This window comes from Psychrobacter sp. P11G5 (genome assembly GCF_001593305.1).
Classification (GTDB): domain Bacteria; phylum Pseudomonadota; class Gammaproteobacteria; order Pseudomonadales; family Moraxellaceae; genus Psychrobacter.
This window is the reverse complement of sequence record NZ_CP012533.1, coordinates 1,371,718-1,397,641: the sequence shown is the minus strand read 5'-3', so window position 1 is coordinate 1,397,641 and position 25,924 is coordinate 1,371,718. Positions and strand designations below refer to the sequence as shown.

19 protein-coding genes are annotated in these 25,924 nt (G+C 43.1%); 6 read left to right on the top strand and 13 right to left on the bottom strand.

Annotated features, from left to right (window positions below; genetic code table 11):
* Positions 1 to 75: 75 nt before the first annotated feature.
* The 9 genes from AK825_RS05845 to AK825_RS05805 all read right to left on the bottom strand — a co-directional run bounded on the left by AK825_RS05845 (position 76) and on the right by AK825_RS05805 (position 14,362).
* Entirely contained in the window at positions 76 to 1,344 is a 1,269-nt protein-coding gene (locus AK825_RS05845; RefSeq protein ID WP_068035344.1) for an enoyl-CoA hydratase/isomerase family protein, read from the bottom strand.
* Between the two features lie 58 nt (positions 1,345 to 1,402).
* Positions 1,403 to 2,185, bottom strand: coding sequence for an enoyl-CoA hydratase (locus AK825_RS05840; protein ID WP_068035342.1), 783 nt, complete (start codon positions 2,183 to 2,185; stop codon positions 1,403 to 1,405).
* A 105-nt stretch (positions 2,186 to 2,290) separates the two neighbouring features.
* The gene (locus AK825_RS05835) at positions 2,291 to 3,451 is read right to left on the bottom strand and encodes an acyl-CoA dehydrogenase family protein (protein ID WP_068035340.1); all 1,161 of its coding nucleotides are present in this window, start codon (positions 3,449 to 3,451) and stop codon (positions 2,291 to 2,293) included.
* Positions 3,452 to 3,627: 176 nt separating this feature from the next.
* Positions 3,628 to 5,112: a CoA-acylating methylmalonate-semialdehyde dehydrogenase gene (locus AK825_RS05830; RefSeq protein ID WP_068035338.1), complete on the bottom strand. Its 1,485-nt coding sequence runs from the start codon at positions 5,110 to 5,112 to the stop codon at positions 3,628 to 3,630.
* A gap of 324 nt (positions 5,113 to 5,436) precedes the next feature.
* Positions 5,437 to 7,479 carry a propionate--CoA ligase gene (locus tag AK825_RS05825; RefSeq protein WP_068035336.1) on the bottom strand — a complete coding sequence of 681 codons (2,043 nt, stop codon included), beginning with the start codon at positions 7,477 to 7,479 and terminating at the stop codon, positions 5,437 to 5,439.
* 265 nt (positions 7,480 to 7,744) lie between these two features.
* On the bottom strand, positions 7,745 to 9,415 hold the full coding sequence (locus AK825_RS05820; RefSeq protein WP_068035334.1) for a fatty acid--CoA ligase: 1,671 nt from the start codon (positions 9,413 to 9,415) through the stop codon (positions 7,745 to 7,747).
* A gap of 336 nt (positions 9,416 to 9,751) precedes the next feature.
* Positions 9,752 to 10,945 (bottom strand): MFS transporter, encoded by a 1,194-nt coding sequence (locus tag AK825_RS05815; protein WP_203226525.1) that lies wholly within the window; start codon positions 10,943 to 10,945, stop codon positions 9,752 to 9,754.
* Positions 10,946 to 11,325: 380 nt separating this feature from the next.
* Positions 11,326 to 12,897, bottom strand: a complete 1,572-nt coding sequence (locus AK825_RS05810) for a Fic family protein (RefSeq protein WP_068035332.1) — start codon at positions 12,895 to 12,897, stop codon at positions 11,326 to 11,328.
* A 349-nt stretch (positions 12,898 to 13,246) separates the two neighbouring features.
* Positions 13,247 to 14,362, bottom strand: a complete 1,116-nt coding sequence (locus tag AK825_RS05805) for a hypothetical protein (protein ID WP_068035330.1) — start codon at positions 14,360 to 14,362, stop codon at positions 13,247 to 13,249.
* A 316-nt stretch (positions 14,363 to 14,678) separates the two neighbouring features.
* Here AK825_RS05805 and AK825_RS05800 point away from each other — a divergent pair, with 316 nt between their 5' ends.
* From AK825_RS05800 to AK825_RS05790, 3 genes are all read left to right on the top strand, one after another.
* The gene (locus AK825_RS05800; RefSeq protein ID WP_068035329.1) at positions 14,679 to 15,422 is read left to right on the top strand and encodes a hypothetical protein; all 744 of its coding nucleotides are present in this window, start codon (positions 14,679 to 14,681) and stop codon (positions 15,420 to 15,422) included.
* Between the two features lie 82 nt (positions 15,423 to 15,504).
* Complete coding sequence (locus AK825_RS05795; RefSeq protein WP_068035327.1) at positions 15,505 to 16,251, top strand: hypothetical protein; 747 nt, start codon at positions 15,505 to 15,507, stop codon at positions 16,249 to 16,251.
* Positions 16,252 to 16,702: 451 nt separating this feature from the next.
* Positions 16,703 to 17,533, top strand: a complete 831-nt coding sequence (locus AK825_RS05790; protein ID WP_068035325.1) for a carbonic anhydrase family protein — start codon at positions 16,703 to 16,705, stop codon at positions 17,531 to 17,533.
* Positions 17,534 to 17,596: 63 nt separating this feature from the next.
* Here AK825_RS05790 and AK825_RS05785 read toward each other — a convergent pair.
* The 3 genes from AK825_RS05785 to AK825_RS05770 form a co-directional block, all read right to left on the bottom strand.
* Positions 17,597 to 19,155 (bottom strand): IS3 family transposase gene (locus AK825_RS05785; protein WP_149038738.1). Its coding sequence is split into 2 segments (ribosomal slippage): positions 17,597 to 18,690 and positions 18,690 to 19,155, totalling 1,560 coding nucleotides; the frame shifts between segments, so codons are not numbered across the junction.
* 172 nt (positions 19,156 to 19,327) lie between these two features.
* Complete coding sequence (locus AK825_RS05775; protein WP_068035323.1) at positions 19,328 to 19,846, bottom strand: Rrf2 family transcriptional regulator; 519 nt, start codon at positions 19,844 to 19,846, stop codon at positions 19,328 to 19,330.
* Positions 19,847 to 19,930: 84 nt separating this feature from the next.
* On the bottom strand, positions 19,931 to 21,184 hold the full coding sequence (locus tag AK825_RS05770; protein ID WP_068035321.1) for an NnrS family protein: 1,254 nt from the start codon (positions 21,182 to 21,184) through the stop codon (positions 19,931 to 19,933).
* 177 nt (positions 21,185 to 21,361) lie between these two features.
* On the opposite strand from AK825_RS05770, the gene AK825_RS05765 reads away from it, so the two are divergent.
* The gene (locus AK825_RS05765) at positions 21,362 to 21,592 is read left to right on the top strand and encodes a hypothetical protein (protein ID WP_068035319.1); all 231 of its coding nucleotides are present in this window, start codon (positions 21,362 to 21,364) and stop codon (positions 21,590 to 21,592) included.
* Positions 21,593 to 21,712: 120 nt separating this feature from the next.
* Here the strand turns inward: AK825_RS05765 and AK825_RS05760 are convergent, their stop codons facing one another.
* Entirely contained in the window at positions 21,713 to 23,203 is a 1,491-nt protein-coding gene (locus AK825_RS05760; RefSeq protein WP_068035317.1) for an aldehyde dehydrogenase family protein, read from the bottom strand.
* A 388-nt stretch (positions 23,204 to 23,591) separates the two neighbouring features.
* On the opposite strand from AK825_RS05760, the gene AK825_RS05755 reads away from it, so the two are divergent.
* Entirely contained in the window at positions 23,592 to 24,239 is a 648-nt protein-coding gene (locus tag AK825_RS05755; protein ID WP_068035315.1) for a TetR/AcrR family transcriptional regulator, read from the top strand.
* 414 nt (positions 24,240 to 24,653) lie between these two features.
* Positions 24,654 to 25,871: an iron-containing alcohol dehydrogenase gene (locus AK825_RS05750; protein ID WP_068035313.1), complete on the top strand. Its 1,218-nt coding sequence runs from the start codon at positions 24,654 to 24,656 to the stop codon at positions 25,869 to 25,871.
* Positions 25,872 to 25,924 lie beyond the last annotated feature (53 nt).

Below are 25,924 nucleotides of genomic sequence, written 5' to 3'. Positions count from 1 at the left end.
TATATGCAGACAATGCTAAATATGGTTTTACGTTTTTTAATTTATACCTGATTCTTATAATGAGCTTACAAGCTCTTAGCGCACAAACTGACTGCCTAACGCTTCATCACCCAACCAATCGCCTAACGGATGCTCGCCTTTAGCATAAGGATTCACAAAGTGCTGATTTATGTATGCCTGCCCTTCGGTACTGAGACAGTCTGCTAATGAACGTGACCATTGTGGGTTGCGATCTTTGTCAATCAGTAGCGCACGTACGCCTTCTTTAAAGTCAGGATTGGCCGCACAATGCACCGCTACGTTGGCTTCTAAATACAGAACCTGCTCTAACGATAAGTCCGTGACTTTATGATAAAGCGCGTAGGTTAAAGCGACGGTAACTGGGCAGCCTTGACGATAAGTGTCTACTGCCCGCTGCGTCCAGCTATCTTCAGCAAAGTCTGTATCTAGCTTTGCTAGCGCTTCATCGCTCTGTAGAAGTGCATCAATATCTCCCAATCCGCCGCTGTTCATCAACTGATGGATAGGTTTCCAATATGTCGACAGTTTGCTAGCAGGCAACTCAGCAACAGGCTGTGCTGCTAGTGCACGGCTAACGATACTATGAGCGCTATTGTTGTGACATTCATCGGTGCTACCTGCTGCCACTTGCCAATCGCTCTGTTTTAAACTTTGTATGACGGCATCATAATCACTACTGGCAACGGCATACTCTGCAAGATTGGCTAATAGGGCATCATTGCCGTTACACATCGCACCTGTTAGCCCTAAAAATAAACCTGTTTTAGCTGGCATGCGCTGCAAGAACCAACTGCCAGAGGCATCAGGGAACAGTCCAATAGTCACTTCTGGCATGGCAAAGCGGGTGCGCTCAGTGACCAAACGATGACTACAGCCAGCCATCAAACCCATGCCGCCACCCATAATAATGCCATCGCCCCAGAGGATTAACGGCTTTGGATAAAAATGCATCTGCCGATAAAGACGATACTCATGACCGAAAAACTCTGTCGCATAAGGGTTCGGTAGCGGCGCACTGGTAGACATACTGTCATACAGCTTACGAATATCGCCGCCGGCACAAAATGCCTTATCACCTGCCCCTTTTAACACCAATGCCACTATCTGATCGTCATTTTGCCACTGCTCTAGCTGCTGAGCTAATAACTGACACATCTCAACACTGAGCGCATTGAGAGATTTTGGTGTATTTAGTGTCATTATTCCAATTAGATGGCCACAATCTGTCGGCTCAGTATTGAACAATACTGGCGCTTCTTGTGTGATGTTTTCTACAGAATTTTGATTCTTAGTATCGTCCGTCGCTGTCGTAGCTGCTGTCATAAAAGTAACCTAAAAATTAAAAGGAAAAATATTAGCGCTAAGTCTGATTTAATTTGGCCTATTTATTTTGCCAATTGGGTTTACGCTTTTCTAAGAACGCTTGCACACCTTCGCGCTGATCTTTGGTGTCGAATAACTTAACAAAAGCTTCGCGCTCATGGATAAGGTTTTGTGCAGGCGGGGTATTTCTTGCGGCTTGGATAAGCTGTTTAGAGTAACTGACGGCAACAGGAGATTGCTTAGCGACTTTTTGCGCTAGCGCTTGCGCTGCTAATAAACCGCCACCTTTTGCCGTGACTTCTTCGACTAAGCCAATGCGTAATGCGGTCTCGGCATCGACGCGCTCGCCGCACAATATCATACGTTTCGCCCAACCTTCACCAACCAGTAAAGGTAGATTCTGCGTACCGCCCGCGCATGGCAATAAGCCCACGCCGGTCTCTGGTAAGGCCATCTGTGCATGCGCTTCTGCGATACGGATATCACAGGCCAGCGCGCATTCAAGTCCACCGCCCATCGCATAACCATTGATAACCGCGATACTGACACCGCGATACGCTGATAGCGCTTCAAACGCTTCACCAAAAGCGATGGCCATGCTGATTGCTTGGCCTTTATCACCGTCTGAGAAATTATTTAAATCCGCACCTGCTGAAAAGAACTTCTCGCCATCGCCATGGATAATTAATGCGTAAACATCATCATTGGCATTGAGGTCAGTAACCAGCTGCTTGAGCGCTGGCAGACTGTCCATCGTCCACGTATGGGCTGGTGGGTTGTTCAGTGTTACGGTGGCAATGTGACCGTCAATTGATAACTTGAGATTGGTATAATCCGTCATAAATAATCCTTTATTTTATCTGAATTTGGTACGATTTATTGGTGAGACGCTAGGTAAAAGAGCCCTAGAAGATCATAGAGCACTATAAATAGCTGCGTACTACGATTAACGTAATTGACTCAATGCATCATCTTGCATAAGCTGGCGCGAGACAATCACTCGCATAATCTCATTAGTGCCTTCTAAAATCTGATGGACACGCAAGTCTCGTACATGGCGCTCAAGCGGATACTCATTCAGATAGCCATAACCGCCATGCAGCTGTAAGGCTTCATTGGCAACATCGAAACAAAGATCAGTTGAGAGACGCTTTGCCATCGCACAGTAGGTAGAAGCTTGCCCATCATTGTTATCGACTTTATTAGCCGCTAGATACAGCATTTGTCGCGCAGTAATGGTTTGTGTGAGCATATCAGCAAGCTTAAACTGTACTGACTGCAAACTGGCAATCGGGCTACCAAATTGGCTACGCTCTTGGACGTAATTGGTCGCTGTCTCTAGCGCTGATTGCGCCGTACCTACCGCACAGATACCAATATTGATACGACCACCATCTAAGCCTTTCATCGCAATGCGAAAACCTTGGCCTTCCTCGCCGATGAGATTTTCAGCGGGTACTTTGACGTCTTTAAAGCTAATAGCACGCGTCGGCTGCGCTTTCCAACCCATTTTATGCTCGTTTTTACCATACTCAATACCAGCGCTGTCAGCGTCTACCACAAATGCTGAAACCCCTTTTGGCCCTGCACCGCCTGTACGTGCCATGACCACTAAGACGTCAGTCGAGCCTGCGCCCGAGATAAAGGTTTTTTCGCCATTGAGTACATAATGGTCGCCTTGCTTATCGGCTTTGGTGCGTAATGAAGCCGCATCAGAACCGGCGTTTGGCTCAGTTAAGCAATAGCTGCCAAGCCATTCACCACTGACCATATTGGGTAAATACTTTTTGCACAAGGCATCACTACCATACTCACCGATCATCCAGCCCGCCATGTTATGAATACTCATATACGCGGCGACTGCCGTATCACCCCATGCCAGCTCTTCAAACACCATGGCAGAGTCTAAGCGTGGTAGCCCTAAACCATCATATTCTGGATTGGTATATAACCCTAAAAACCCAAGCTCGCCTGATTTTTTGATGACATTGATTGGGAAATGTGAGGTACGATCCCACTCAGCCGCGTTCGGCTTTAGCTCTTTTTGGGCAAATTGCCGAGCGGTTTGGCGAAAAGCAATTTGGTCTTCCGTTAATGAGAAATCCATAAGATCATCCTTGTGCTTGCAAAGCAAATATGGTGAAGAAAGTTTGGTAAGTCATCAATCCAACATCGTTTATACAGTATAGCAGCGACATAACGACATTCACAAAATTATGCTCTACTAGTAAAGCACATATTAAGTAAGATTGACGCTATATCGCAGACATAGTGAATGAACGATTAAATTGAAATAGTGGTGTTGACTCCGCGACTTGCTTCATCATCAAACCAGCGTGCAGTCACCGTTTTAGTCTGAGTATAGAACTGTACTGCCTGCTTACCATAAGGACCGAGATCGCCAAGCTTACTAGCACGTGAACCTGAGAATGAGAACATCGGTAGTGGCACAGGAATTGGCAAGTTAATACCGATTTGACCGACCTGAATATCTTGTTGGAATTTATGCGCGGCCGCTCCCGACTGAGTAAAAATAGCCGTGCCATTACCATGTGGATTGGCATTAAGCATCTCAATTGCCTCATCAAGGCTGGCTGCACGCATAATACAAAGTACTGGGCCAAAGATTTCTTGCTGATAAATTTGCATATCACTTGTGACATTATCAAAGATAGTCGGTCCTACGAAGTTGCCTTTCTCATAGCCTTCGACAGTGATACCGCGACCATCAAGAATCAAGCTAGCGCCTTCTTCTACACCAGTATCAATCAAATGCTCAACACGGGCTTTTGCAGCCGGAGAAATCAGTGGGCCTAAGTCTTTATCATGCTTACCTGCTGATACGACTAATCCTGTTGCTTTAGCTTTAATATCATCAATCCATTCCCCTGCTGCACCGACTAGCACCACGACTGACAGCGCCATACAACGTTGACCGGCAGCACCAAATGCAGCACCTGCTAGCTGATTGAGCGTTTGTTCTTTGTTGGCATCAGGCAAGATAACGCCATGGTTTTTTGCACCCATCATGCACTGGGCACGTTTGCCAGATTTACTAGCGCGCTCGTAGACATGCTTACCAACGGCGGTAGAGCCGACAAATGAAACCGCTTTGATATCTGGGTGATCACAAATGGCATCAACCGTCGCCTTGCCGCCATGAACCACGTTGAGTACACCTTCAGGCACGCCAGCTTCGACTGCCAACTCAACCAAACGCATGGTAACCATTGGGTCTTGTTCAGAAGGCTTTAAGATAAAAGTGTTACCCGTAGCAATCGCCATTGGGAACATCCATAGCGGAATCATCGCTGGGAAGTTAAACGGGGTAATACCTGCGCACACACCTAGTGGCTGCCAGATACTGTAAGTATCAACGCCTGAGGCGACGTTTTCAACGAAATCACCAATCTGTAAGTTAGCGATACCCGCTGCATGCTCGACCACTTCTAAACCACGGAATACATCCCCGCGAGCATCAGCAATGGTTTTGCCTTGTTCAGCAGTTAAGATTCCTGCTAGCTCATCCATATGCTCACGTATGAGCGCTTGATATCTTAAAAAGATTCGCGCACGCGTGGTAATTGGGGTCTTGCGCCATGTTTGAAAAGCCGTCTGGGCGGCAGCGACGGCTTGATTGATCTCATCGTCAGTGGTTTGCGGGACTTTAGCGATGACTTCTTGCGTGGCTGGATCAGTGATATCGAGCCATTCGCTAGTCGTTGATTTGGTAAATTGACCATTGATGAGCTGCTGGACGTGGTGCATAAGATATCCTTATCTTGTTTGCGAGACTGCCGTTAAGCAGCGTCTGTATTTATTAAGAGTGTCAAAATCGATGTTTTAATATTAATGAAACTTTATTTTAAAATGATTTATTTCGTATCGTTATTGACTATAACAATAAATCAATTTTAGGGTCAAGTGCTTTGTTGAAATTTTGGTAACGTTAACTAACAGCGTTGATATATAGACCAGTTGAGTAAATAAAAAAGCCCATGACGATTCATGAGCTTTTGTACAATATTAAGTTTGTGCAATATTAAGATAGCTATTCACAACTAGCGAGTACGGATTAACCTTTCATATTAATCAATAATCTTTCATAGACTGCTTAATGGCATCAATCGCAGTTGGATTGTCAAGCGTTGACATATCACCGGTAGGCTTGTTCTCTGCTAATGCGCGAATAGCACGGCGTAGAATTTTGCCAGAGCGAGTCTTTGGTAGCGATTGCGGAAAATAAATTGCCGCAGGTCTGGCGATACCACCAAGGGACTTCACAACGGCACCTATTACTTGCTGCTCAAGACGGAAGCGGTTTTCGGTCGTCGCTACTTGCTCATGATCTTTTAGCACACAAAAAGCGATGGGCAATTCGCCTTTTAATTCATCCTGAATACCCACAACGGCACACTCTGCCATCTCTGGATGAGTACTAATAGCTTCTTCAATCTCTTGAGTACCAAGTCTGTGCCCAGCCACATTAATCACATCATCCGTACGGCCAAGAATATAGAAATACCCATCTTCATCGGTCACAGCATAGTCTGAAGTTGAGTATTGCTTACCATCGAACAGCCCAAAATAGCTACTGATAAAGCGCTCATCATTACGCCATACCGTGGTGAGACAACCCGGTGGTAATGGCGCGCTAATGGCTAATAGCCCTTTTTCACCAGCAGCGCAAGGCTCCCCTGTTTCTTCATTGATGACGCGCGCATCATAGCCATACATTGGATAACCGGGCGAACCTTGCTTATGTGGTTTATGATTAAACTTTGGCGTGTTGCTTAGAATCGGCCAGCCAGATTCTGTTTGCCAGTAATGATCTAAAATTGGCACACCTAAATGCTGAGTAAGCCAATTGGCCGTTGATTCATCAAGTGGTTCGCCTGCTAAAAAGAACGACTTCACGCTTGATACATCGTAGCGGGTCATCCAAGTCTCATCTTGCTTTTTGAGCATACGCACACCGGTCGGCGCAGTAAATAAAATATTAACTTTGTTGGCTTCTACGATACGCCACCAGATACCTGGGTTTGGTCGATGTGGTAAGCCTTCATACATCACGCTCGTCATGCCAGCCAGTAATGGCGCATAAATAGTATAAGAGTGTCCGACGGCCCAGCCAATATCCGATATCGCCCAAAAGGTCTCGCCTGCCTTGCCATCGTAGATATAATCCATCGAGGTAGTGAGTGCTACTGCATGACCGCCCGTATCACGTTGCACGCCTTTTGGCGTACCCGTAGTACCAGAAGTATAGAGCAGATACGATGGCGTGTTTGACTCAAGCCAAACTGGCTCTACCACAGCATTGGCCTCGCAGCTGATGCGGCGCTGAGTCGCATAATCCACATCAATAGCTTGCGGCTCAAACGGCAACACGCCGCGATTGACTACTAGCACGTGTTCAGGTTTTACGCTCGCCTGCTCGACCCCTTGATTCACAAGGTTTTTATAATTAACCACCTTGCCACCGCGCAGGCCAGCATCGACTGTGATGACCATTTTTGCCTCGGCATCATCCATGCGAATAGCTAAGTTGTGCGCGGCAAAACCACCAAATACGACCGAATGTACCGCACCGATACGAGCGCAGGCCAGCATGGCATAAGCGGCCTCTAAAATCATCGGCATGTAAATGATAACGCGATCGCCCTTCTCGATACCATGACGCTGCAGCACATCTGCAAAGTAATTAACTTCTTTATATAAGTCGTTATAGGTTAGGCGACGTTTGGTATAGTCAGTATAAAACTCAACGTTATTGCCCAAATCTTTAAACGCGTCAATCACTGCTGGATAAGTCTCTGTTAACTCTTGATTGATCTCTGATGAGAGCCAAATAAAAGCATCTTGCTCAGCACGTTCTGGAAGATGACGATCTACACAATTATAACAAAGGTTAGTTTCACCACCAACGAACCATCTAGCAAAAGGCAGATTAGTATCGTCAAGGATTTGCTCAGGCTCTTTATGCCAGTAGATACGCTTTGCTTGCTCTGCCCAAAACTGCTCTCGATCATTGATTGAAGCGTTATAGATATCAGCAAAGATGGCATTCTTCGTAGAGGTGACGGTGTCTTTGGAAGCTTGGTTAGAAGCTAAATTGTTGGCTTGCTCGCTCATAATGGCTATCCTTAGCGTAAACGAAATGTGATGCAATACGACTATATATACTATATGAAATAGCAAATGAAGTTTGAATAGTCGCTTTATATATTATAAGTACAATACAGCAAATTTATATAATAGCTTAAGTATTGTTGCTCTGGCTATCCCTGCTAGAATAAAAAAACCGATACGTTATGTATCGGTTTAAAATGTAGCAGAGCTAGTAATAAAGGTCAACCGTTTAGCACATAAACTGCAATATGATTACAGTGAAGATTAATTACACTTGCGTCTGATTAGCATACATCTCTCGCATTACCTTTTTATCATGCTTGCCAACAGAGGTTTTAGGCAGCTCATCAACAAACTTAAAATCACTTGGTACACCATATTTGGGGATAATACCTTTACTGACTGCCTGCTCTGCAATGGCAATAATATCTTCAGCGCTGGTGTCTTGTTTATTTGGCTTTAGTACCACTAGTGCTAATGGGCGCTCACCCCACTGTTTATCATGGACACCAATTACTGACACGTCCGCTACCGCTGGATGCAACGATAAAATAGTCTCAATCTCTAATGATGAGATCCATTCGCCGCCAGACTTGATAACGTCTTTGAGACGATCGGTAATTTTGATATAACCGTCAGGTCTAATATAGGCAATATCTTGAGTATGCATATAGCCGTTTTCCCATAGCTCTTTACCCGCATCATCATTTTTTAGATAGCTTTGGGTCAACCATGGGGCACGCAGTACCAACTCACCAGTGTTCTCTTTACCGACGCCTACCGACTCATTATCTGTGCTCCAGACCTGCGCATCGACCATCAATACTGGCTTACCTGTCATACAGCGACGGCTAATATCTTCATCTTCAGTCATCTCAGGCTCATCGACACTAAAGTCAGTTAAGCTAATCAATGGCGCGGTTTCTGACATTCCGTAACCTGTATACACCTCAATATCTTGTGCCAATGCCGATTTAGCCAAGCCTTCCGTCAATCTTGAACCACCAATGATCATTTTTAAACCATTAAAGCTGACATCACGATCTTGTGCTTCTTTGAGCACCATTTGCAATATCGTTGGCACGCAGTGGGTGATACTTACCTTTTCATTAATAATTAAATCCAGCAAAGTATCAGGGGCGTAGCGACCTGGGTAGACTTGTTTTAAGCCAATCATAGTAGCCGTAAACGGAAAGCCCCATGCATGAACATGAAACATCGGGGTCATCGGCATATAGACATCACCGTAGCTGACGCCTTGTTTGTTAGGTAGCATACCTAGTGACGCTGCTTCTGCTAAGCTATGTAACACCAATTGGCGATGGCTAAAGAACACGCCTTTTGGATCACCTGTCGTTCCTGAAGTATAGAAGGTTGTGGCAATAGTGTTTTCATCAAAATCCGGAAAATCAAAGTTCGTGTTAGCTGCTTCTAATAACGCTTCATACTCACCGATAACGCGACCTTGGTTACCACCAAAAACGCCTTCAACCGTCATGCCATTATCATCAAGCCAAATAATATGCTCAATACTTGAGTTCTCAAACTGATAATCTTTAACCAAAGCTGCGAACTCAGAGTTCAGCATTAATACTTTTGGCTTAGCATGATTAATAGTGTAAAGCACCTTTTCAGGCGACAGGCGAATATTGACCGTCTGCAAAATATACTGCGACATAGGCACAGCAAAGTACGATTCAAGGTAACGATGACTATCCCAATCCATCACTGCTACCACATCCCCAGCATCGAGATTTAAGCCCGCTAAGACATTGGCTAAACGGTTAATGCGGGTAAATAAATCTTTATAAGTTAAGCGTTTTTTGTCCGCATAAATAATTTCTTGATCTAATGATACTGTTTTGGCGCGGTTTAATAGTTGTTTGATCAGTAGTGGAAACTCGTAGGCTGACGGGGCGCTGTTATAAATATTTGACATGTATCGGACTTCCTTGTTTGTCGTTTTTGTGAATTCTCATTTTTGTAAATTATGAATAAATATAAATAAGGCATAGGCAATTAAATTTTTAATAATTTTGTTTTTACTTAGAAGCAAGCCATTATTTTAATAAGCGAGGTTAACGCCGCAACTCTTTTATAGTAGATTGACTATAAGTTGCCTTTTAACAGGGTGCTTATTGATAGTAAGAAAAAACCAGTCCTATGTAAAGCGCGCGCACGTAAGCGTGACAACACTCAGCATTCGAGGATAATGATTCCACTACTTACCACATTGTGTTAGCTGATATTTATCTTGAATAGTATGAGACTTAACTTAAGCAGTACGAGCTTTGGTTTTAATCATGCCAAAACTTGCTACCAATAACGCTAAAACCTGCACAATTAACAACAGCCATACTGTCAGCGTCCACGCCCCACGTGCATAGGCAATTCCGCATAGCCATGCACCCATTGTCCCGCCTGCGTAATAGCCCATATAGTATAAACCAGAGGCCAATGAGCGCCCCTTTTTGACGTTGACTGCAATATAACTAATGGTCGCAGCTTGGGTGATAAAGACCCCAGATGACATGATCGCTAGCCCAACAATCACACCCCATAATGGCGTCACTAGGGTCAATAGTACCCCTACCATCGATACCATTACGGCCACTCGTACCGTACGCGCTGCGCCAAATCGGCGCAATAGTGTCGTCGATAATGGGGTAATGACTACGCCTATTAAATACACAGCAAAGATATTGGCAAGTTGTCCAGTACCTAGATCATACGGAGTCTTGGCCAGATGTAAATTGATAAAGGTAAAGCAGCCCACCAAAGAAAACAGTACGCAAGCACCGAGCAAGCAAGCCGTAACCACATAACGGTTCGTCAGATGCTCGCCCAACGTCTGCATAGCGGATCGAAAGTTTGGATTGGCTTCAAAACAACGTGAGGTTGGCAGCATTTTACCTACCCATACTGCACCTATCAGCGTCATCGCCGCCATCACATAATAACCATAACGCCAGCCGATAAGCTCATGCAAATGCCCAAGCAGAAAGCGTCCTAAAAAGCCACCAAGTACTGAACCTGAAACGTAAAATGACATCAGTTCAGTAACTGCCCGTCCCTCAAACTCTTCACCAATATAAGCAATTGTCACTACGGTAATACCGGGCACGGACAAGCCCTGCATAAAGCGCCACAGACCCATCCAGCCAATACTCGGACTTTGCGCAATGAGCGCTGTCGGTATCGCTAAAAATAATAACGCTCCGACGATAAATGATTTGCGCCCTACTGCATCGGACAACATTCCTAAAAATGGTGACATGATAGCAATCGCCATCACTGTCGCGCCAACGACCATGCCTGCTTGTACTTCGGTTGCAGCAAAGTCTACCATCAGTACAGGTAAGACTGCTTGGATTGAATACACCTGCAAAAAAGCAAACATACCAATCAGGCCGATGGTTAGCTTTAAAACCCATGAAGGTGAATTAGATTGAGGAGCATAGGTAGTCAATGATTTTGCAGAGATAGTTGAATTTGCGTTATCTTGTGACGTGCTATTAATTGAGGCGTTATCTGGTGTGTGATTCACAAAGTTACTGACTATGTTATACGCGAGTGATATCGGCGTGGGTGGTAGGAACAGGCTGTAAATATATAAATATAAGAGCCTAAATTTACAGTCATGATGACAAGGGCATAATGGTATCACAATGGAAGTTGGGCTTAAGATGCAAAATGTTATGTGAGTTTGGTACTTAGGCAGGAGCAACGTAAATGTTCAAACGTGCCAATATCTACTACCTATCGCATTGCCGAGTCATGCAAAAGCTGACTTATGAGAACCGTTAAAAAATTGCATGCTAATTCTTAGCCTTGCGAAGACCATCATTTTTAAGAATTAATTTCATCTACAAATGTAGTCACTACAATGTCTCTTATCTGTTGCCAAACGTCATCATCTGCTAAGAACGTAAATTCTTTTAGCAATTTATTACTCTTATCGCCTTTGTTATTTAAGACGCTACGAATGATTCTATCCGCATAGTCGTTAGGCATCTCAATCACTTCTTTTATCTGCGATCTAGCATGATCATGCTGCTTCAGATAAGAAGACTCTTGGTGCATATCATGCACGATGACATGATGAATAATCTTCGATAGATACTGGACATGCGGGGTCAAATCCATGAATCGCCATACAGGCTGCGCCATCTCCGTCGCTGTAAAATTTAAGTTTGAATAAATACCATCAAGATAACGAATCGGATTTTCATTAAAGCTATAATGACCTCGTAGAGCTTGCATTAGTGGCTTTGATAGATTATCAAGTATGTTGTCATAAGCGTGACGGTCTGAGGCATGTTCGGCAATAGCTTGCGATATGGGTAGGATAATAGGCTCGCTCATAACGCCATCACGTCGCAAAATATCATTGATCAAAAACCGATGCACCCGACCATTACCATCTGCCAAGGGATGAATATAAATAAAAGCGAACGAGGCGACCGCACTGCGCATCACCGATGACTGGGCACCTGTTTTGGTCATAAATGCCATAAGCCCATCAAGCTTGGGTATGACATCATCAGCTGGTGGGGCTATATAATGCACCACCTCTTTGAGTCCGCGAATCTCGGTTTGCCCAACGAATACTGGAGACTGACGGACGCCGTAGTGCTCAATGATGCTCTTGTCACCCAATATCTGTTGTTGTAGCTCGGCCAACGACTCTGCTGTCAGCGGTATCTCATCTTGCCCAGTCCGTCTTGCCATTACATCGGCGAAACGCTCAATGCGTTTGACTGCTTGGCCTTCACCTTCTATAGCAAAGCTGGCGCGGCTCTCTCTAAGGGTCATCCATACTGAGGCGCGCATCAGTAAGTCTTCGCCAAACTCACGATTGAGCTCGTTGAGCATATCACTAATGTTTATATCAATAGCGTGATTGAATTTGTCTGTTTTGACCAGCATAGGGCATAGATCAGGCGTTCCTGCGACATTATCATTGATACGCCAACGGGTGTTTTTTATGATCTGCGCTGGGTCTGAGGTGACTAGCTTCTTTGCATCAAGGGCGTTAGCATAATTGCCGCCAATGTTTTTGGGTACCATGAGCTTATCGTTTGTCAGCCACTCATATAAAAAGGCGCAGCGACGCGCGTATTGTCCCGTAGGTTCAGTATTGACCCATGCCTGGATATCACTGCCGCCTACTTTTTGAAACACGCGGTACAGCAGCTCAAAATGCACCACTTCATGACGCAGATGGAACTGCAAATGTGCGATAAGCGTGTCGTCTGGTCGCATCGTGTCTTGATAAATATTATGCCGAAAGTCATCTTCCTTGATGGTTTCTCGGCGTCCACCTATACTGCTAACGACGTATAAAGGTGCTACTGGCTTGACATCGGCATACCTTATTAGCCACAACCCACCTACTGGCTCTACTATATTCTTGTACATAAGGATAGCTCAATCAGTTACAGAGTCCTCATTGTGCATAAAAATAATTTTTGAGGCAATAAATTAATTATATAAAGACAATCTTGCATAAAATTGATTATATTGTATTTCAGATTATGATAAGCCACCAAAATCAGATAAAAAACCTTTATTACCGTATAGAAGACTTATGAGAACTATCAAAAAATTGCATGACAATTTTAGTTGCACAAGGGAAATTCTTTAAATATAATTTCAAGAATTCAGGTCTACATTCGAATTTTTGAGATAAAAAACACTGCACAGCTTGCTTATCTTAAAACACAAAAAAAGCCGCTTAAGGCGGCTCATATTGATTAGAACTATAATTTTAGTACCCTGGAACATCGATAACTTTTACATTGCTTTTCTTATCTAAAAGCAAATTTACGGGCTTATTTAAGGATGTACGGGCAGTTGGGGCTTTAGATTTAGCCGATGATTTATCAGCTGTTGTGCGCACATTGTTAACGACCGTGCCAGAAGATAATCTAATAGCAAATGTTAGGTTTCGATCATCAATAACAACATCGTTAAAGGATGAATTTTTAAGTAATAGCTCGCGACCGCTAGCAATTGCCATGGCTCTGTTTTGATGATAGGTTCTTTCAAAGTGAATATTACTAAACTCTTTCAATTTTCCATCAGCTTTAAGGCGTACATAGGCAGATCCAGTAGCTGTACCAGACTTAATAAAATCACAGTCTTCAAAGTGCACACCCAAATCATTTGAATTGCCTATATTGGTATCTTGAAATATAACTTGGTTATTGCCATAACGTTTACCAGCATTTTCAAAAACTACCTCTTTAAAGACAATATCTCGGTACCTATCGCTGGTAGTATTTGGCTCACAATCAAATAAATATATACCGCTTCTTAATTTACCTTGTCCCGCAGTAAAGTTATTATCTAAACGTACTCTACCACGTGTAAATTTAAAACCTTGTCCTGCAATAATAGATACCGGATTACGGGCAGTAGAATCGCATAAGAAGTCCTCTGCCTCAAAATCTATCTGTCCATTATATTTAAGATAGATTCCATCGTAACGTGCCCCTCTTGTTTTAAAATTGCGTAGACGAGCACCACGTTCTTGAATACGAATGCAGTGCAAGGCATCAGTATTGCTTTTGTTACCATTAACGTTAGATTTAGATTCATTACGTGATGTTTGACCACGTACGTCGAATCCGTCCAACACAAAGTTGATTCCACCTGCCTTTACATCAACGACAGTAGAGGAGCCTGCGGCACGTAGTATGGTATTACCGTCACTAAACAGCTCGATATTGGGACTATTAATCACCAAACTACATGGATAATCTCCATTTGGGAATATAATCCGAGCGCCGCCGATGGACTTAGCATAGTCTACAGCAGCTTGAGGTGACTTATAATCTCTAATATATATCTTTCTAAGATTTGAATCTGATGATATAGGCATTTGTTTAACTATATTCGTTTAGGTAGATGCTTTATAACAATTACAGATGCATACTGTCAAGCATTGCCTATTAAATGTTTTGATACATTATTGCCCTTTCATTGAAATCACTTATCCATTGTTAGAACCGTATTATGTTCTGTTTTAGTTGCCCAATCAGCATCAGCTTAAACTATCTATACATTCCACATCGCTTTTATAACAGACTTTAATAAATTCGCAGTTCATAATTTTCAAAAACAACTGTGACAGCAGTTATAGTCTCCAGTTTTAAACAACTATTTGATCAAGTATTAATCAACAGGAAATAACAACTATGGAAGATAAGATTTATGACTTAGGGTCAGGATTTTGGAGTATCAGAGGCTCATTTATTAAAAATGGCATACTAGACATAGGTGTTCAATGTGCCTTAGTAAAACTGTCATCTGGTCGTTTTATTTTCTTAGACAGCTACACTCTGACGGATGACGTGCGCGAGCAAGTAATGGCACTAACCAATGACGGTCAAGATGTCGAAGCGGTGTTGAACGTTCATCCCTTTCATACTGTTCATTGTGAGCAGATGGCAAAAGACTTTCCGCAAGCGACCTTTTACGGTAGCCGTCGCCATCCCAAGCAGGCTCCTAACGTGCAATGGAGTAACGATTTGGTTGAAAGTGACGCTGTCGCTAAACGTTATCCTGAGCTTGAATTTTCTTTACCCAAAGGTATTTATTACATCGCACCTGATGAGAGTGTTCATGCCAGCTCACTTCTGGTATTCCATCCAGCCAGTCTGAGCATCTATGTTGATGATACTTTTGAGATTCCACCTTCGAAGTTAATTAATAATGTACAAGCTGACTTAGGCTTACACCCAACAACTTTAAAAGCACTTAAAGATGAGCCTAATGCGGGTAAAGAGTATTGCGATTGGACAACTCAGCTGGCGCATAAGTGGCGTGAGGTACGCAATTTTTGTGGCGCGCATTCAGGTTTGGTCGAGTTTGAAGAAGGCAGATTTGAGGCAGCTCTGCTCTCTGCCATCGATAGAGCGCGTCCTGAGCTTGAAGCATAGTATGCTTTAACTACTCAACTTTTCGATTCAAATTTTTAATTTACTATTTTTACAAATTATCCATTATTAAGGAATATTGCTAATGGCAGATAAAATTTATGATTTAGGGGCAGGATTTTGGAATATACGCGGGTCATTCCGATTGGGAGGGGTGCTTGATATAGGCACTCAATGCTCGCTCGTGCAATTAGAGTCAGGCAAGTTTATTTTTTTAGATAGCTATAAGCTGACGGATGATGTCCGAGATAAAGTCATGGCATTGACCAATGACGGTCAAGATGTAGAGGCCGTGTTAAATCTTCATCCTTTCCATACGGTGCATTGCGTCCAAATGGCAAAAGACTTTCCGCAAGCCGAATTTTACGGCAGTAGCCGTCATCATGAACAAATACCTGAGATACCATGGGCAGATGATTTGGTCGAAAGCGATGCAGTCGCCAAGCGTTATCCGGAGCTTGAATTCTCCTTATCTCAGGGGGTCTACTATATCTCGCCTAATGAAAAAATTCATGCAGGTTCGCTATTGGCTTATCATCCTGCTAGCAGAAGCTTACACGTTGACGATACTTTTATGAGTCCACCGGCAAAGCTTCTTGAAGCAGTCTTACCTGAGCTACTATTACATCCTACTACCAAGCAAGCGCTTAAAGATGAGCCAGATGCAGGTAAACAGTATTGCAACTGGGCAACCGAGCTTGCGCATCAATGGCGCGAAACTCATAACTTCTGTGCTGCCCATTCAAGCTTGATTAAGTTTGAAATTGGTGGATTTGAAAAAGCACTATTAAAAGCTATTGAAAAAGCGCGCCCTAAGCTTGAAAAAGCGTAATTCTTTAAAAGTTAAAAGATAAAGCTAGAAAAGAAGCTGCCATCTTGGTGACTTCTTTGATTTTACTACTCTGAGAAATAACTGCGTAAGTTCATCTTTTAAAGAGAAAATCTCTTAAAATTTTCCAAAAACTGTTTATTACACATTAATATTTTTCTGTAATCGTAATTTGCTAAATAAATACCGTTCTGTTATAAACCCTTCTGACAAATATATTCTTATTAACGAATAGTGTTAAATTTATTAATTATTCATTTAACCATATTTTAATAAATCTGTTTTATAGCCAATTGATAATAATGTTGATATAAATAAACTAAGTGCAAGCTATAGTCCATATCAAATAAAAGTGTGATGTGTTTTATCTGCGCGCGAGGCTGACAGAAGCCGTATCGATTTTATTTTGAACGAACTATAACACTATCGTTTTAACCATATTAAGGACTGTAATATGAATCGTCATTATTTAGCGACTGCTATCTTGGCAGTAAGCACCCTAGGTTTTTCTGCCTGTACCTCTAATCAGCAAGCTTTGAAAGATCAGCCTACTGATGCCAATGCGACCGTAGTGGCAGCGCAAGATAATAATAGCGTCCATCATCCTAAATGGTCATATGTAGGCAATACAGGCCCCGAATATTGGGGTGACGTCGAAGGTGCTAACGCTTGCAAAATTGGCAAACAGCAATCGCCTATCAATATTACAAACGTTACCGCCAGTAGTGCAGCCGCTCCTGTCATTAACTATAACCAATCTACCGATGTCCGCATTCATGATAATGGTCATACTGTCGTCTACACACCAACGACCGAAGACAATACAATTCAGTTAGACAATGAGCGCTATGTGCTCAAGCAATTCCATTACCATACCCCAAGCGAGCATCAATTCGGTAGTCAGAACTATCCAGGCGAAATTCATTTTGTTCATGCCAATAGTGAAGGCAATCTTGCTGTAATGGGTATTATGCTGCAAATTGGTGAAGCCAATGATGTGCTACGCGTATTGCTAAACGGCACTAAAATCACTACCTTAAACGATGATGAATTCACAGCCGATAAAGTTGATTTGTCTGCTTTAGCACCTGTAATGCCTACTTTCTATCATTATAGTGGCTCGCTAACGACACCACCTTGTTCAGAACAAGTCCAATGGTATGTCAGTAAGCAACCTCTGACCCTTGCTAGCGATCAGTTTGCTATTATGTCTGATCTGTACGAAGGTAATAACCGCCCTATTCAGCCACAAGGCTCGCGTAAGGTAGAGCAGCTTAGCAACTAATAGCCAATAACAAGTATTAGTAGTATCGGAGTTTTTCAAGCTAGTTGTCACCATCAAGCCCAATTAAGCAGCTTGTAATCTCATCTTTTCTGGCTCTTTTGCAGGATTCAATGTCGTCGGACCCACAGGCTCGCAATCTCTCACCTCTTGACTGCCCCAACGTATTGGATTTTGAGCTTTAGCTTGCTGCATCGTCAGCTTACGTTTTGCCAGTATTTCCTTATCCTCACCCGTATGGCGCTGACTCGGCGTCACAAAGTTCAGCTGACTGTGTTTGTGCTCATTATTGTACCAGCGCGTGAAGCTCAGCACCCAGTCACGAGCCGCCTCTAAGCTTTTAAAGCCTTGGGTGGGCCAACTAGGACGATACTTGCACGTCTTAAACAAAGACTCTGCAAAGGGGTTGTCATTACTCACACGCGGTCTGCTATATGACGTCACAACGCCTAATTCATAGGCCTTCATCCTCATAGTTTGCGCCTTCATCGGTGCCCCATTGTCTGAGTGTAATACCACACCGCTATGTAGCGCCTTTTCACGGATGAGGGTACGCTCAAGCAGCTGAGCTGCTAATACTCCTGACTCACAATCATACACCTCCTGACCGACAATCTTACGGCTATAGACATCCTCTATCATGTACAGGTAATAGAACTGCCCCCGTACGGGACTTGGCAAATAAGTGATGTCCCAGCACAGCACCTGACCTGGAGCGGTCGCAGTAAAGGTTTGTGGTGCCTTTGATGCGCTAGGGGCTAAGCGACGACCTCGATGGTTGAGCTGATTATGCTGCTTAAGTAGTCGGTAAAAGGTAGACTCTGAGCCATGATATATGCCTTCATCAAGTAAGGTGGGTACGATTTGGGTGGGCGGTAGACTGGCAAAGCGGGGCTGATTGCAGACGGCTATAATGGCGGCTTGTTCCGCTACGCTCATCTTGTTAGCCGGTACAGGGCGGATAGCTTCAGCACGCTTATCTTGCTGCACTTGAGAATCTTTATACCAGCGCCGATAGGTACGCACGCTGATGCCAACCTCACAACAGGCAGGGTTGAGCCTAGCGCCTGCTTGGGTGGCGTCTTGTATCCATTCTATATATTGGATGCGCTCTGGGAGTGAGGTTAGTCGTCCTCGGGTTCGGTCTCCCAAAACGCATCCAGCTTTTTTCTGAGCACCAGTAAGGCGGCGGTCTCAGCCAAGGCTTTTTCTTTTCGAGCAAGCTCTCGGGTGAGTTGCTTAATCTGCTTGCGGTCTGTCTGCTGTTGACGCTTGTCTTTAAGGCTCTGTTGTTTGCTGCTGCTAAAGCCCTTAAGAGCGTCAGTGCGCCACGCTTTTATTTGCTCAACATAGAGACCTTTACTACGGCAGTATTCGCTAAGCTCGGTCTCGGATAAGCCGCCTGTTTCGATGACGGTGGCAAGTTTGGTCTCGCTTGACCAGTTATCAGGAGTACGTTTATTTGTCGGCATGGGCTGACCTTGTTCTCTGGCGTGATTGCGCCAATTATACAGGGTCTGAAGACCGATGCCTTCCTCTCTTGATACTTGAGCCACGCTTAGGTTTAATGGGGGTTGCAGTTTGCTGAGTATGGCTTGTTTACGTTCATTACTATATCTTGGCATGATTGGTCCTTGTGCCCCCCATTTGGATTAATATTTAGGGGTGACAACTATCCTGCCATAGGGGGGTATTCAGAAAGTCTATTGTTTGAGTACTACTAAACTTGAATGATAAAAATCTAGGCTCAAAACCAGCAATATAGTGGATTTACTATATCGCTGATGTTGAGCCTTTTTACATCTTTTGGGAGAACAAAAACTGACTCAACTCGTCTTCATTTTTAATAATATCTGCCAAGGTATATTTTTCAAGGACGGTAATAAACGCCGTTAACGCTTCAAAAAACACGCCTTTAAGTTGACATACTGGCATAATTACACAGCCTACAGTTTTATTGACATCTTCATTGATAAGGGTGATTGGCAAACCTGTCGAGCGTGGCTTTCTATCATCACTGCTGACTGGCGTGGCAAAGCACTCGACCAAGTCAAAATCAGGCTCTATCTGTTTAATCAATACACCCAAATTGATGTCTTTAGGCGCATAAGCTAGCCGAATACCACCATTCTTACCGCGCACACTTTCTATATAACCAAGCTGACCTAATTGATGAATAATCTTGGTCAAATGACTTTTGGATATATTATAGCTGCTAGCGATATCACTGATATTTGCCAGTGTTTCTGGCTCTGGCTTCACTGCTAAATAAATTAATGAGCGCAGTGCATAATCACTATAATTGGTCAGTCGCATAAATTTGCGCTCCTATTTAATTCAAATTACTTAAAAATTTATCCATTCAAACCTAATTACCAAAAATCTATAAACTATAAGTCATTACCCAAATAAACCATCGGGTCTAGGACGTGCGAGCATCGGCAGATAACTCATGCAAAATAGCACAAAGCAGGCAATCCATGCGCTTTGAGCAATCATAATCCATAATAGATAATGACTCATATCAACGAGTGGTAATAATACCCGACTAACAAATACCAGCACCATCAAAATATACATTACATTCACGCTCTTGGGTGGCTGATGAATACTGCGTCCCGTATGCCCAAGTGATACACGCGTCATCATCGCCACCGTCATCATCCCAACACCTGCAATCGCTAACCCATGCATAGCAATACTATGCGCGTACCCTAACCATGGCTGTAGCGCATACAACAAGAAGCTCAAACACATACCTAAAAACGCGATATATAGTGACCATAACAATGGTTTTTGCCAAATACCGCGGTGATACCAACCTTTTAGGCGCACGATATTGACCACTGCCACGCCAAGCGCGGTAACGGTAAGTAAGTACTTATTAGGGTAAAACAAATCCACGATAAAAAAGGCTAAAAAGAACACTAGGCTGGCGATATCTTGCACTTTGCTATTACGTAAGGTGACGGTTTCTTTGACGCCTTCAGCGTTGGTCACGCTAAGACCCCGTTCAATAAAGAATGGCACCACGCGCCTGCCAATGGTCAATACCAAGCCGATAATTAAGTAAAAACCCAAGTAGATACCTACTCTGGTCGTACTCATGTCTGCGTTGATAATCCCCCAGTAACACAATCCGTTGCCCAACGTTAATAGCGCCAGCTTCGCTAAAATACCCATCTGCTTATACTGCTTTACTTGCAATACTGCTCGAAATATTACAAAAGCCATTAAGCCGATGAACAATAAATCAAATACTGCGGCAGCATATAACAACGATATACTACTACCCGCAATCGTCATGCCAAGCCCAAAAGCGAACCAGCTAATACGTGCCAGCAACCAGCAGCTAAAGATACCCAGCAACTTATAGCCATGCGGCATCATTACTCCTGTCCAGGTTTTTACCGCTGTCAGCAAGAATCCTGCGACCACTGCCAAGGCATAACCATAAATCATCTCATGGCCGTGCCAGTACAACGGATTTAAAACCTGTGCATCGATATCAGTATGTCCAGTAAATACAAATGACCACAGCACCATCATCACCACCGCAAATACTGCCGATGCACTAAAAAATATGCGAAAGCTCAAATTAAGAATAGGATGCGGAGAGCTTGGTGGCTTGCTAGGTAAGTTGATAGATTGCATGACCGTCTTCTTAGGGTAATTTTAGAAAATAGATATTAAAATTCATTTTAAATGAATGTTATAAGCTATACAATGGATAACCGTAAACATTATCTCTCCTTCATCTTTTACATTACACTCGCCTCATTGACTGTTAAGACCTTCGCTGCTTAAATGGTTCACTTCTAGGAGAATACTATGACTGAAGAAAATGCACCGGAAGAAAAGCGCAAAATCGTCAATAAATTTTTGATGACGCTTACCAAAGAACAGCCGCAAATGTATTATGCAACGACCTCTGAGATCTCTCGTAGCATCCATACGATGATAAAAGAACATACCAATCGTTTGTCGGTAGAAGAGCAAGCGCTTGTTAGAAATATGAGTATTGAAGAAATTGAAGCCTTGCTAGGTTTTCATTCTCGATAGCACAACCTTAGATAGAAAATTCTTAGATAGAACGACCAATACTCACACAAAAAAAGACCGCTATAAAAGCGGTCTTTTTCATATGTGTTAATTAAGTTTAGTATTATTAAAACGGCTAAATTAGAACGGATATTGACGCGGTTCGTTTTGCATTGATATCCAATGCGTTCTGGTAAACTCTTCCAGTATCCACTCACCATTAAAGCGACCAATACCTGAGTTTTTCTCGCCGCCAAATGGCATATTGCTCTCATCGTTCACTGAGATATCATTAATATGGGTCATGCCTGCTCTGATACCACGCGCAAAGCGCAGACCTTTTTGCATATCTGCTGTAAATACCGCACTAGATAGACCATACATGGAGTCATTGGCTATCGATAACGCATCATCCTCATCTTTGGCACGGATGATACCGACCAATGGTCCGAACACCTCATTACGTGACAAATCCATCTCACGAGTGACTTCAGTAAAGATATGCGGTGGTACTACCTGACCTTTTATCTCACCACTCAAAATCATTTTTGCACCTTCTTCCTGTGCTTTAGCAATTTTTTCTTTCAGTGATTTGACTTGTTTTTCATTAATGATTGGACCGACTGCCGTATCTTGCTTGTTCGGATCACCGACGTTTAAGGTTTTAACATGAGCTAAGAATCGCTCAACAAAATCATCATAAATCTCGTCTTCAACGATAATACGGTTGATAGCGAGACAGATTTGACCTTGATGCAGGAACTTACCAAAGGCTGCGGCTTTTACCGCTTGCTCAATATCCGCGTCTTTTAATACCACAAATGGGCTATTACCGCCGAGCTCAAGCGCAACTTGCTTGATGTAGTCGCCACCATTGGCCAATTCGCCAATATGTTTACCCACTGAGGTTGAACCAGTAAATGAGACAAAGCTTGGAATATCATGAGTGACGATGGCATCACCAATCTCACTACCAGCACCGACGACGACGTTGAGTAATCCTTTTGGCAGACCCGCTTCTTCGAATACTTTTGCTAGCAGTAAACCACCTGTAATAGGTGTGTCACTTGCAGGCTTGAGTACAACCGCATTACCAAGTGCTAATGCAGGCGCGATAGAACGCTGGGTAAGATGTAGCGGAAAGTTCCATGGGCTAATGACGGCTACGACACCGATTGGCTCACGGTAGACGAAGTTTTCTTTGCCAGGTGTATTCGATGCACGAATCTCACCATGGACGCGGTTAGGAAAGCTTGCGGCCTCAAGCGTAATCGCACGCGCACTACCGAACTCTACCATTGCTTTGATACGCGTACTGCCCGACTCTTTGATGAGCCAATCGACAATCTCGTCTTGACGCTGATCTAAGACATTGACGACGTTATACATTAAACTGGCGCGTTCAGCTGGCGTCTTTTGCGCCCATTCTTTTTGTGCCGCATTTGCTGCCTGATAGGCTTCATCAAGCTGCTTACTGGTAGCCTGTTTAATCTCGACCAGCGTGTCGCCATTATATGGGTTGACATTAGTATTAATGCTGTCATCTTGTCCGCTCTGCCACTCACCTGCAATATACTGCAAATGAAAGTCGCTATAGGCGTTGTTATTGCTATCAGTATTATTGGTTGTCATAACTACTGTCCTTAATTAGTTGTGATAATTATTAGTGTGATGTTAATTAAAATTATTCTTTATAAAATATTTTGCGAAAATCATAAAAAAGCGCTAGCAAGATTCTAGACTATATACCTTATATAGACGATAAAGCTATTAAGTCAAAAACCAAGCTTGCTAGACGACTGGTCTAATGGTAACATAGACGGTAGATAAAACAAGACTGCTTCGGCGTTAAACATTGTTGATAAAACGTAACTTCTATAAAATTATACTTATGTAATATAGCACTACACAGCACTACGCAATGTTTTTAAGCGTTATAACCTGATGCCTTAGTTTGAAACTCTTACACTAATATAATTATAAAACTAAAAAACATTGTTCTAAGGAGAACAGAGCTCTTATGTCTATTATTAAAACTGCTACAACATCAAATATTGCACCTTCAGATATTGCTCCATCGAATATCACCCCATCAGATACAAGGGCCCACCTACTAGCGATAGGTTACCAACTGATTGCGCAGAAGGGCTTCACTGCAGTCGGTATCAAGCAGATACTAGACACGGCAGGCGTCCCTAAAGGTTCTTTCTATCATTACTTTGCTTCGAAAGAAGCGTTTGGTGAAGCTATTATCAATCATTACTTTACCAAGTATAAGAATCGCCTTGAGACTATTGGCGCCCAAGATATTAGCGCGCAGCAAAAGCTTTATGACTATTTTCAAAGCTGGTATGACACTCAGCAAAACGGCTGTGATCACGAAAAATGTTTGGTCGTTAAGCTTAGCGCCGAGGTTGCCGATATGTCAGAGCCCATGCGTAAAGTACTTTACGCCGGTTACCAGCAAACCATCAGTTGGCTTGCCGAACAAATCAAAGCTGGCTGGGCAGATAACTCTGTACCACAACTCGATAATATCGCTGCAGAAAGTGTGGCGAAGCGTTGGTACTTTGCATGGCTTGGTGCTAGCTTGATTGCTAAAATTAGTCAAACCAATACACCACTTGCCGAAGTATGGCAGATGACCACTACAGAGATGGGCCGCTAATAGCGGCTCTTTGCTCTGTATCCCTTTTATATCTAGCTTTAAGTTTGTAAAAACTATTTCCAAGACCTATTACGTCTAGCCTATGAGCTATATTAGACAAGCCTCTTTATCTATCAGTTTCATCCTAACTACTTTACTCTCAAGATGATCTAAGCAGCGCTTAACAGCATATGGGTTACTAAGCTTGCACTTTAAGTTCTGCTCAAAGATTTTGCATTCTCATTTTCATATCCAGTTTCTTATAAATGATAGATATACGAGAGTTTTGTAAAAACCTATAGACGACCGGTCTAATTACTGTACAATGCCCACATACGCAAAAACGGATTAGATAATTTTCTAGTCTGTTTTTGCAAACCATAAACTTCTACAAACCATACACTCAACCAATACTAAATGAATTTCAGGAACCTTATGAATAACTTTCAATATTACAACCCAGTACGTATCGTCTTCGGCGAAGGCCAAATCGAACAACTATCAGATCTAGTGCCTAATGATGCAAAAGTACTTATCACTTATGGTGGCGGCTCGGCTGAACGCACAGGTACTCTAGACGAAGTCAGAAAAGCGTTATCAGCGAGCGGAAATCGCGAAGTCTTTGAGTTTGGCGGCATCGAGCCAAACCCAGAATTCAATACTCTGCTTAAAGCAGCTGATATGGTTAATGAACATAACATTGACTTTCTATTAGCAGTTGGCGGTGGTTCAGTCATTGATGGTAGTAAGTTTGTCGCGCTCGTGTCTTCACTTAACGAAGATGACAGCACTGTCTCACGTGAAAAAGCATGGGATGCACTTCTTAATGGTTGTGCAAACATAGATACTGCTATCGATTTGGGTGCCGTATTGACTATTCCAGCGACTGGTTCTGAGATGAATAACGGCGGTGTGGTTAACCATAGTGAACGTCAAGCAAAACTACCTTTCCGTAGTCCACTTGTCTTCCCTAAATTCTCAATTCTAGACCCAACCAAGACGCTGACATTACCTGAACGTCAAGTAATGAACGGTGTTGCTGATGCCTTTGTCCATGTGATGGAACAATACCTGACTTATCCAGTCAATGCGAAAGTGCAAGATGCCTTTGCTGAGAGCTTACTTAAGATTTTGATTGAGGAAGGCGCAGCGGTTAAAGTAGATCCAGAAAACCTAGAGACACGTAAGAATATTATGTGGACAGCTACCATGGCGCTTAACGGCTTGATTGGCACTGGTGTACCACAAGATTGGACGACACACATGGTTGGTCATGAATTAACATCATTACATAGCATTGACCATGCCCGCACCCTTACCATTCTATTGCCATCGGTACTGCGCGAGCTAAAAGAAAGCAAAAAAGACAAGTTACTTCAATATGCCCGTAACGTTTGGGCTATCGATAGCAATACTGATACAAAACAAGACGACGACAGCATCATCGAGACTGCTATTGTTAAGACCGAGAACTTCTTCCGTAGCCTAGGCCTACCAGTCAGCTTAGCAGATGCTGAATTAGATGAGTCAGCGATTGACCCGATTATCAAGCAGCTTGAAGCGCATAACATGGTAAAACTGGGCGAACACGGTAACAATGACTTAGAAGTATCACGTCGTATCTTAGAACGTTCGTTAACCAGTGTGGCTTAATAGTCGTAAAGTCTTTTAGAAGCTGTAATCTGAGAATATAAGCCAATAAAAAT

What these genes read in the sequence shown, in the direction of transcription:
- AK825_RS05845 (WP_068035344.1), bottom strand. Translation starts at nt 1,344, where the DNA reads ATGACAGCAGCTACGACAGCGACGGACGATACTAAGAATCAAAATTCT.
- AK825_RS05840 (WP_068035342.1), bottom strand. Translation starts at nt 2,185, where the DNA reads ATGACGGATTATACCAATCTCAAGTTATCAATTGACGGTCACATTGCC.
- AK825_RS05835 (WP_068035340.1), bottom strand. Translation starts at nt 3,451, where the DNA reads ATGGATTTCTCATTAACGGAAGACCAAATTGCTTTTCGCCAAACCGCT.
- AK825_RS05830 (WP_068035338.1), bottom strand. Translation starts at nt 5,112, where the DNA reads ATGCACCACGTCCAGCAGCTCATCAATGGTCAATTTACCAAATCAACG.
- AK825_RS05825 (WP_068035336.1), bottom strand. Translation starts at nt 7,479, where the DNA reads ATGAGCGAGCAAGCCAACAATTTAGCTTCTAACCAAGCTTCCAAAGAC.
- AK825_RS05820 (WP_068035334.1), bottom strand. Translation starts at nt 9,415, where the DNA reads ATGTCAAATATTTATAACAGCGCCCCGTCAGCCTACGAGTTTCCACTA.
- AK825_RS05810 (WP_068035332.1), bottom strand. Translation starts at nt 12,897, where the DNA reads ATGTACAAGAATATAGTAGAGCCAGTAGGTGGGTTGTGGCTAATAAGG.
- AK825_RS05805 (WP_068035330.1), bottom strand. Translation starts at nt 14,362, where the DNA reads ATGCCTATATCATCAGATTCAAATCTTAGAAAGATATATATTAGAGAT.
- AK825_RS05800 (WP_068035329.1), top strand. Translation starts at nt 14,679, where the DNA reads ATGGAAGATAAGATTTATGACTTAGGGTCAGGATTTTGGAGTATCAGA.
- AK825_RS05795 (WP_068035327.1), top strand. Translation starts at nt 15,505, where the DNA reads ATGGCAGATAAAATTTATGATTTAGGGGCAGGATTTTGGAATATACGC.
- AK825_RS05790 (WP_068035325.1), top strand. Translation starts at nt 16,703, where the DNA reads ATGAATCGTCATTATTTAGCGACTGCTATCTTGGCAGTAAGCACCCTA.
- AK825_RS05775 (WP_068035323.1), bottom strand. Translation starts at nt 19,846, where the DNA reads ATGCGACTGACCAATTATAGTGATTATGCACTGCGCTCATTAATTTAT.
- AK825_RS05770 (WP_068035321.1), bottom strand. Translation starts at nt 21,184, where the DNA reads ATGCAATCTATCAACTTACCTAGCAAGCCACCAAGCTCTCCGCATCCT.
- AK825_RS05765 (WP_068035319.1), top strand. Translation starts at nt 21,362, where the DNA reads ATGACTGAAGAAAATGCACCGGAAGAAAAGCGCAAAATCGTCAATAAA.
- AK825_RS05760 (WP_068035317.1), bottom strand. Translation starts at nt 23,203, where the DNA reads ATGACAACCAATAATACTGATAGCAATAACAACGCCTATAGCGACTTT.
- AK825_RS05755 (WP_068035315.1), top strand. Translation starts at nt 23,592, where the DNA reads ATGTCTATTATTAAAACTGCTACAACATCAAATATTGCACCTTCAGAT.
- AK825_RS05750 (WP_068035313.1), top strand. Translation starts at nt 24,654, where the DNA reads ATGAATAACTTTCAATATTACAACCCAGTACGTATCGTCTTCGGCGAA.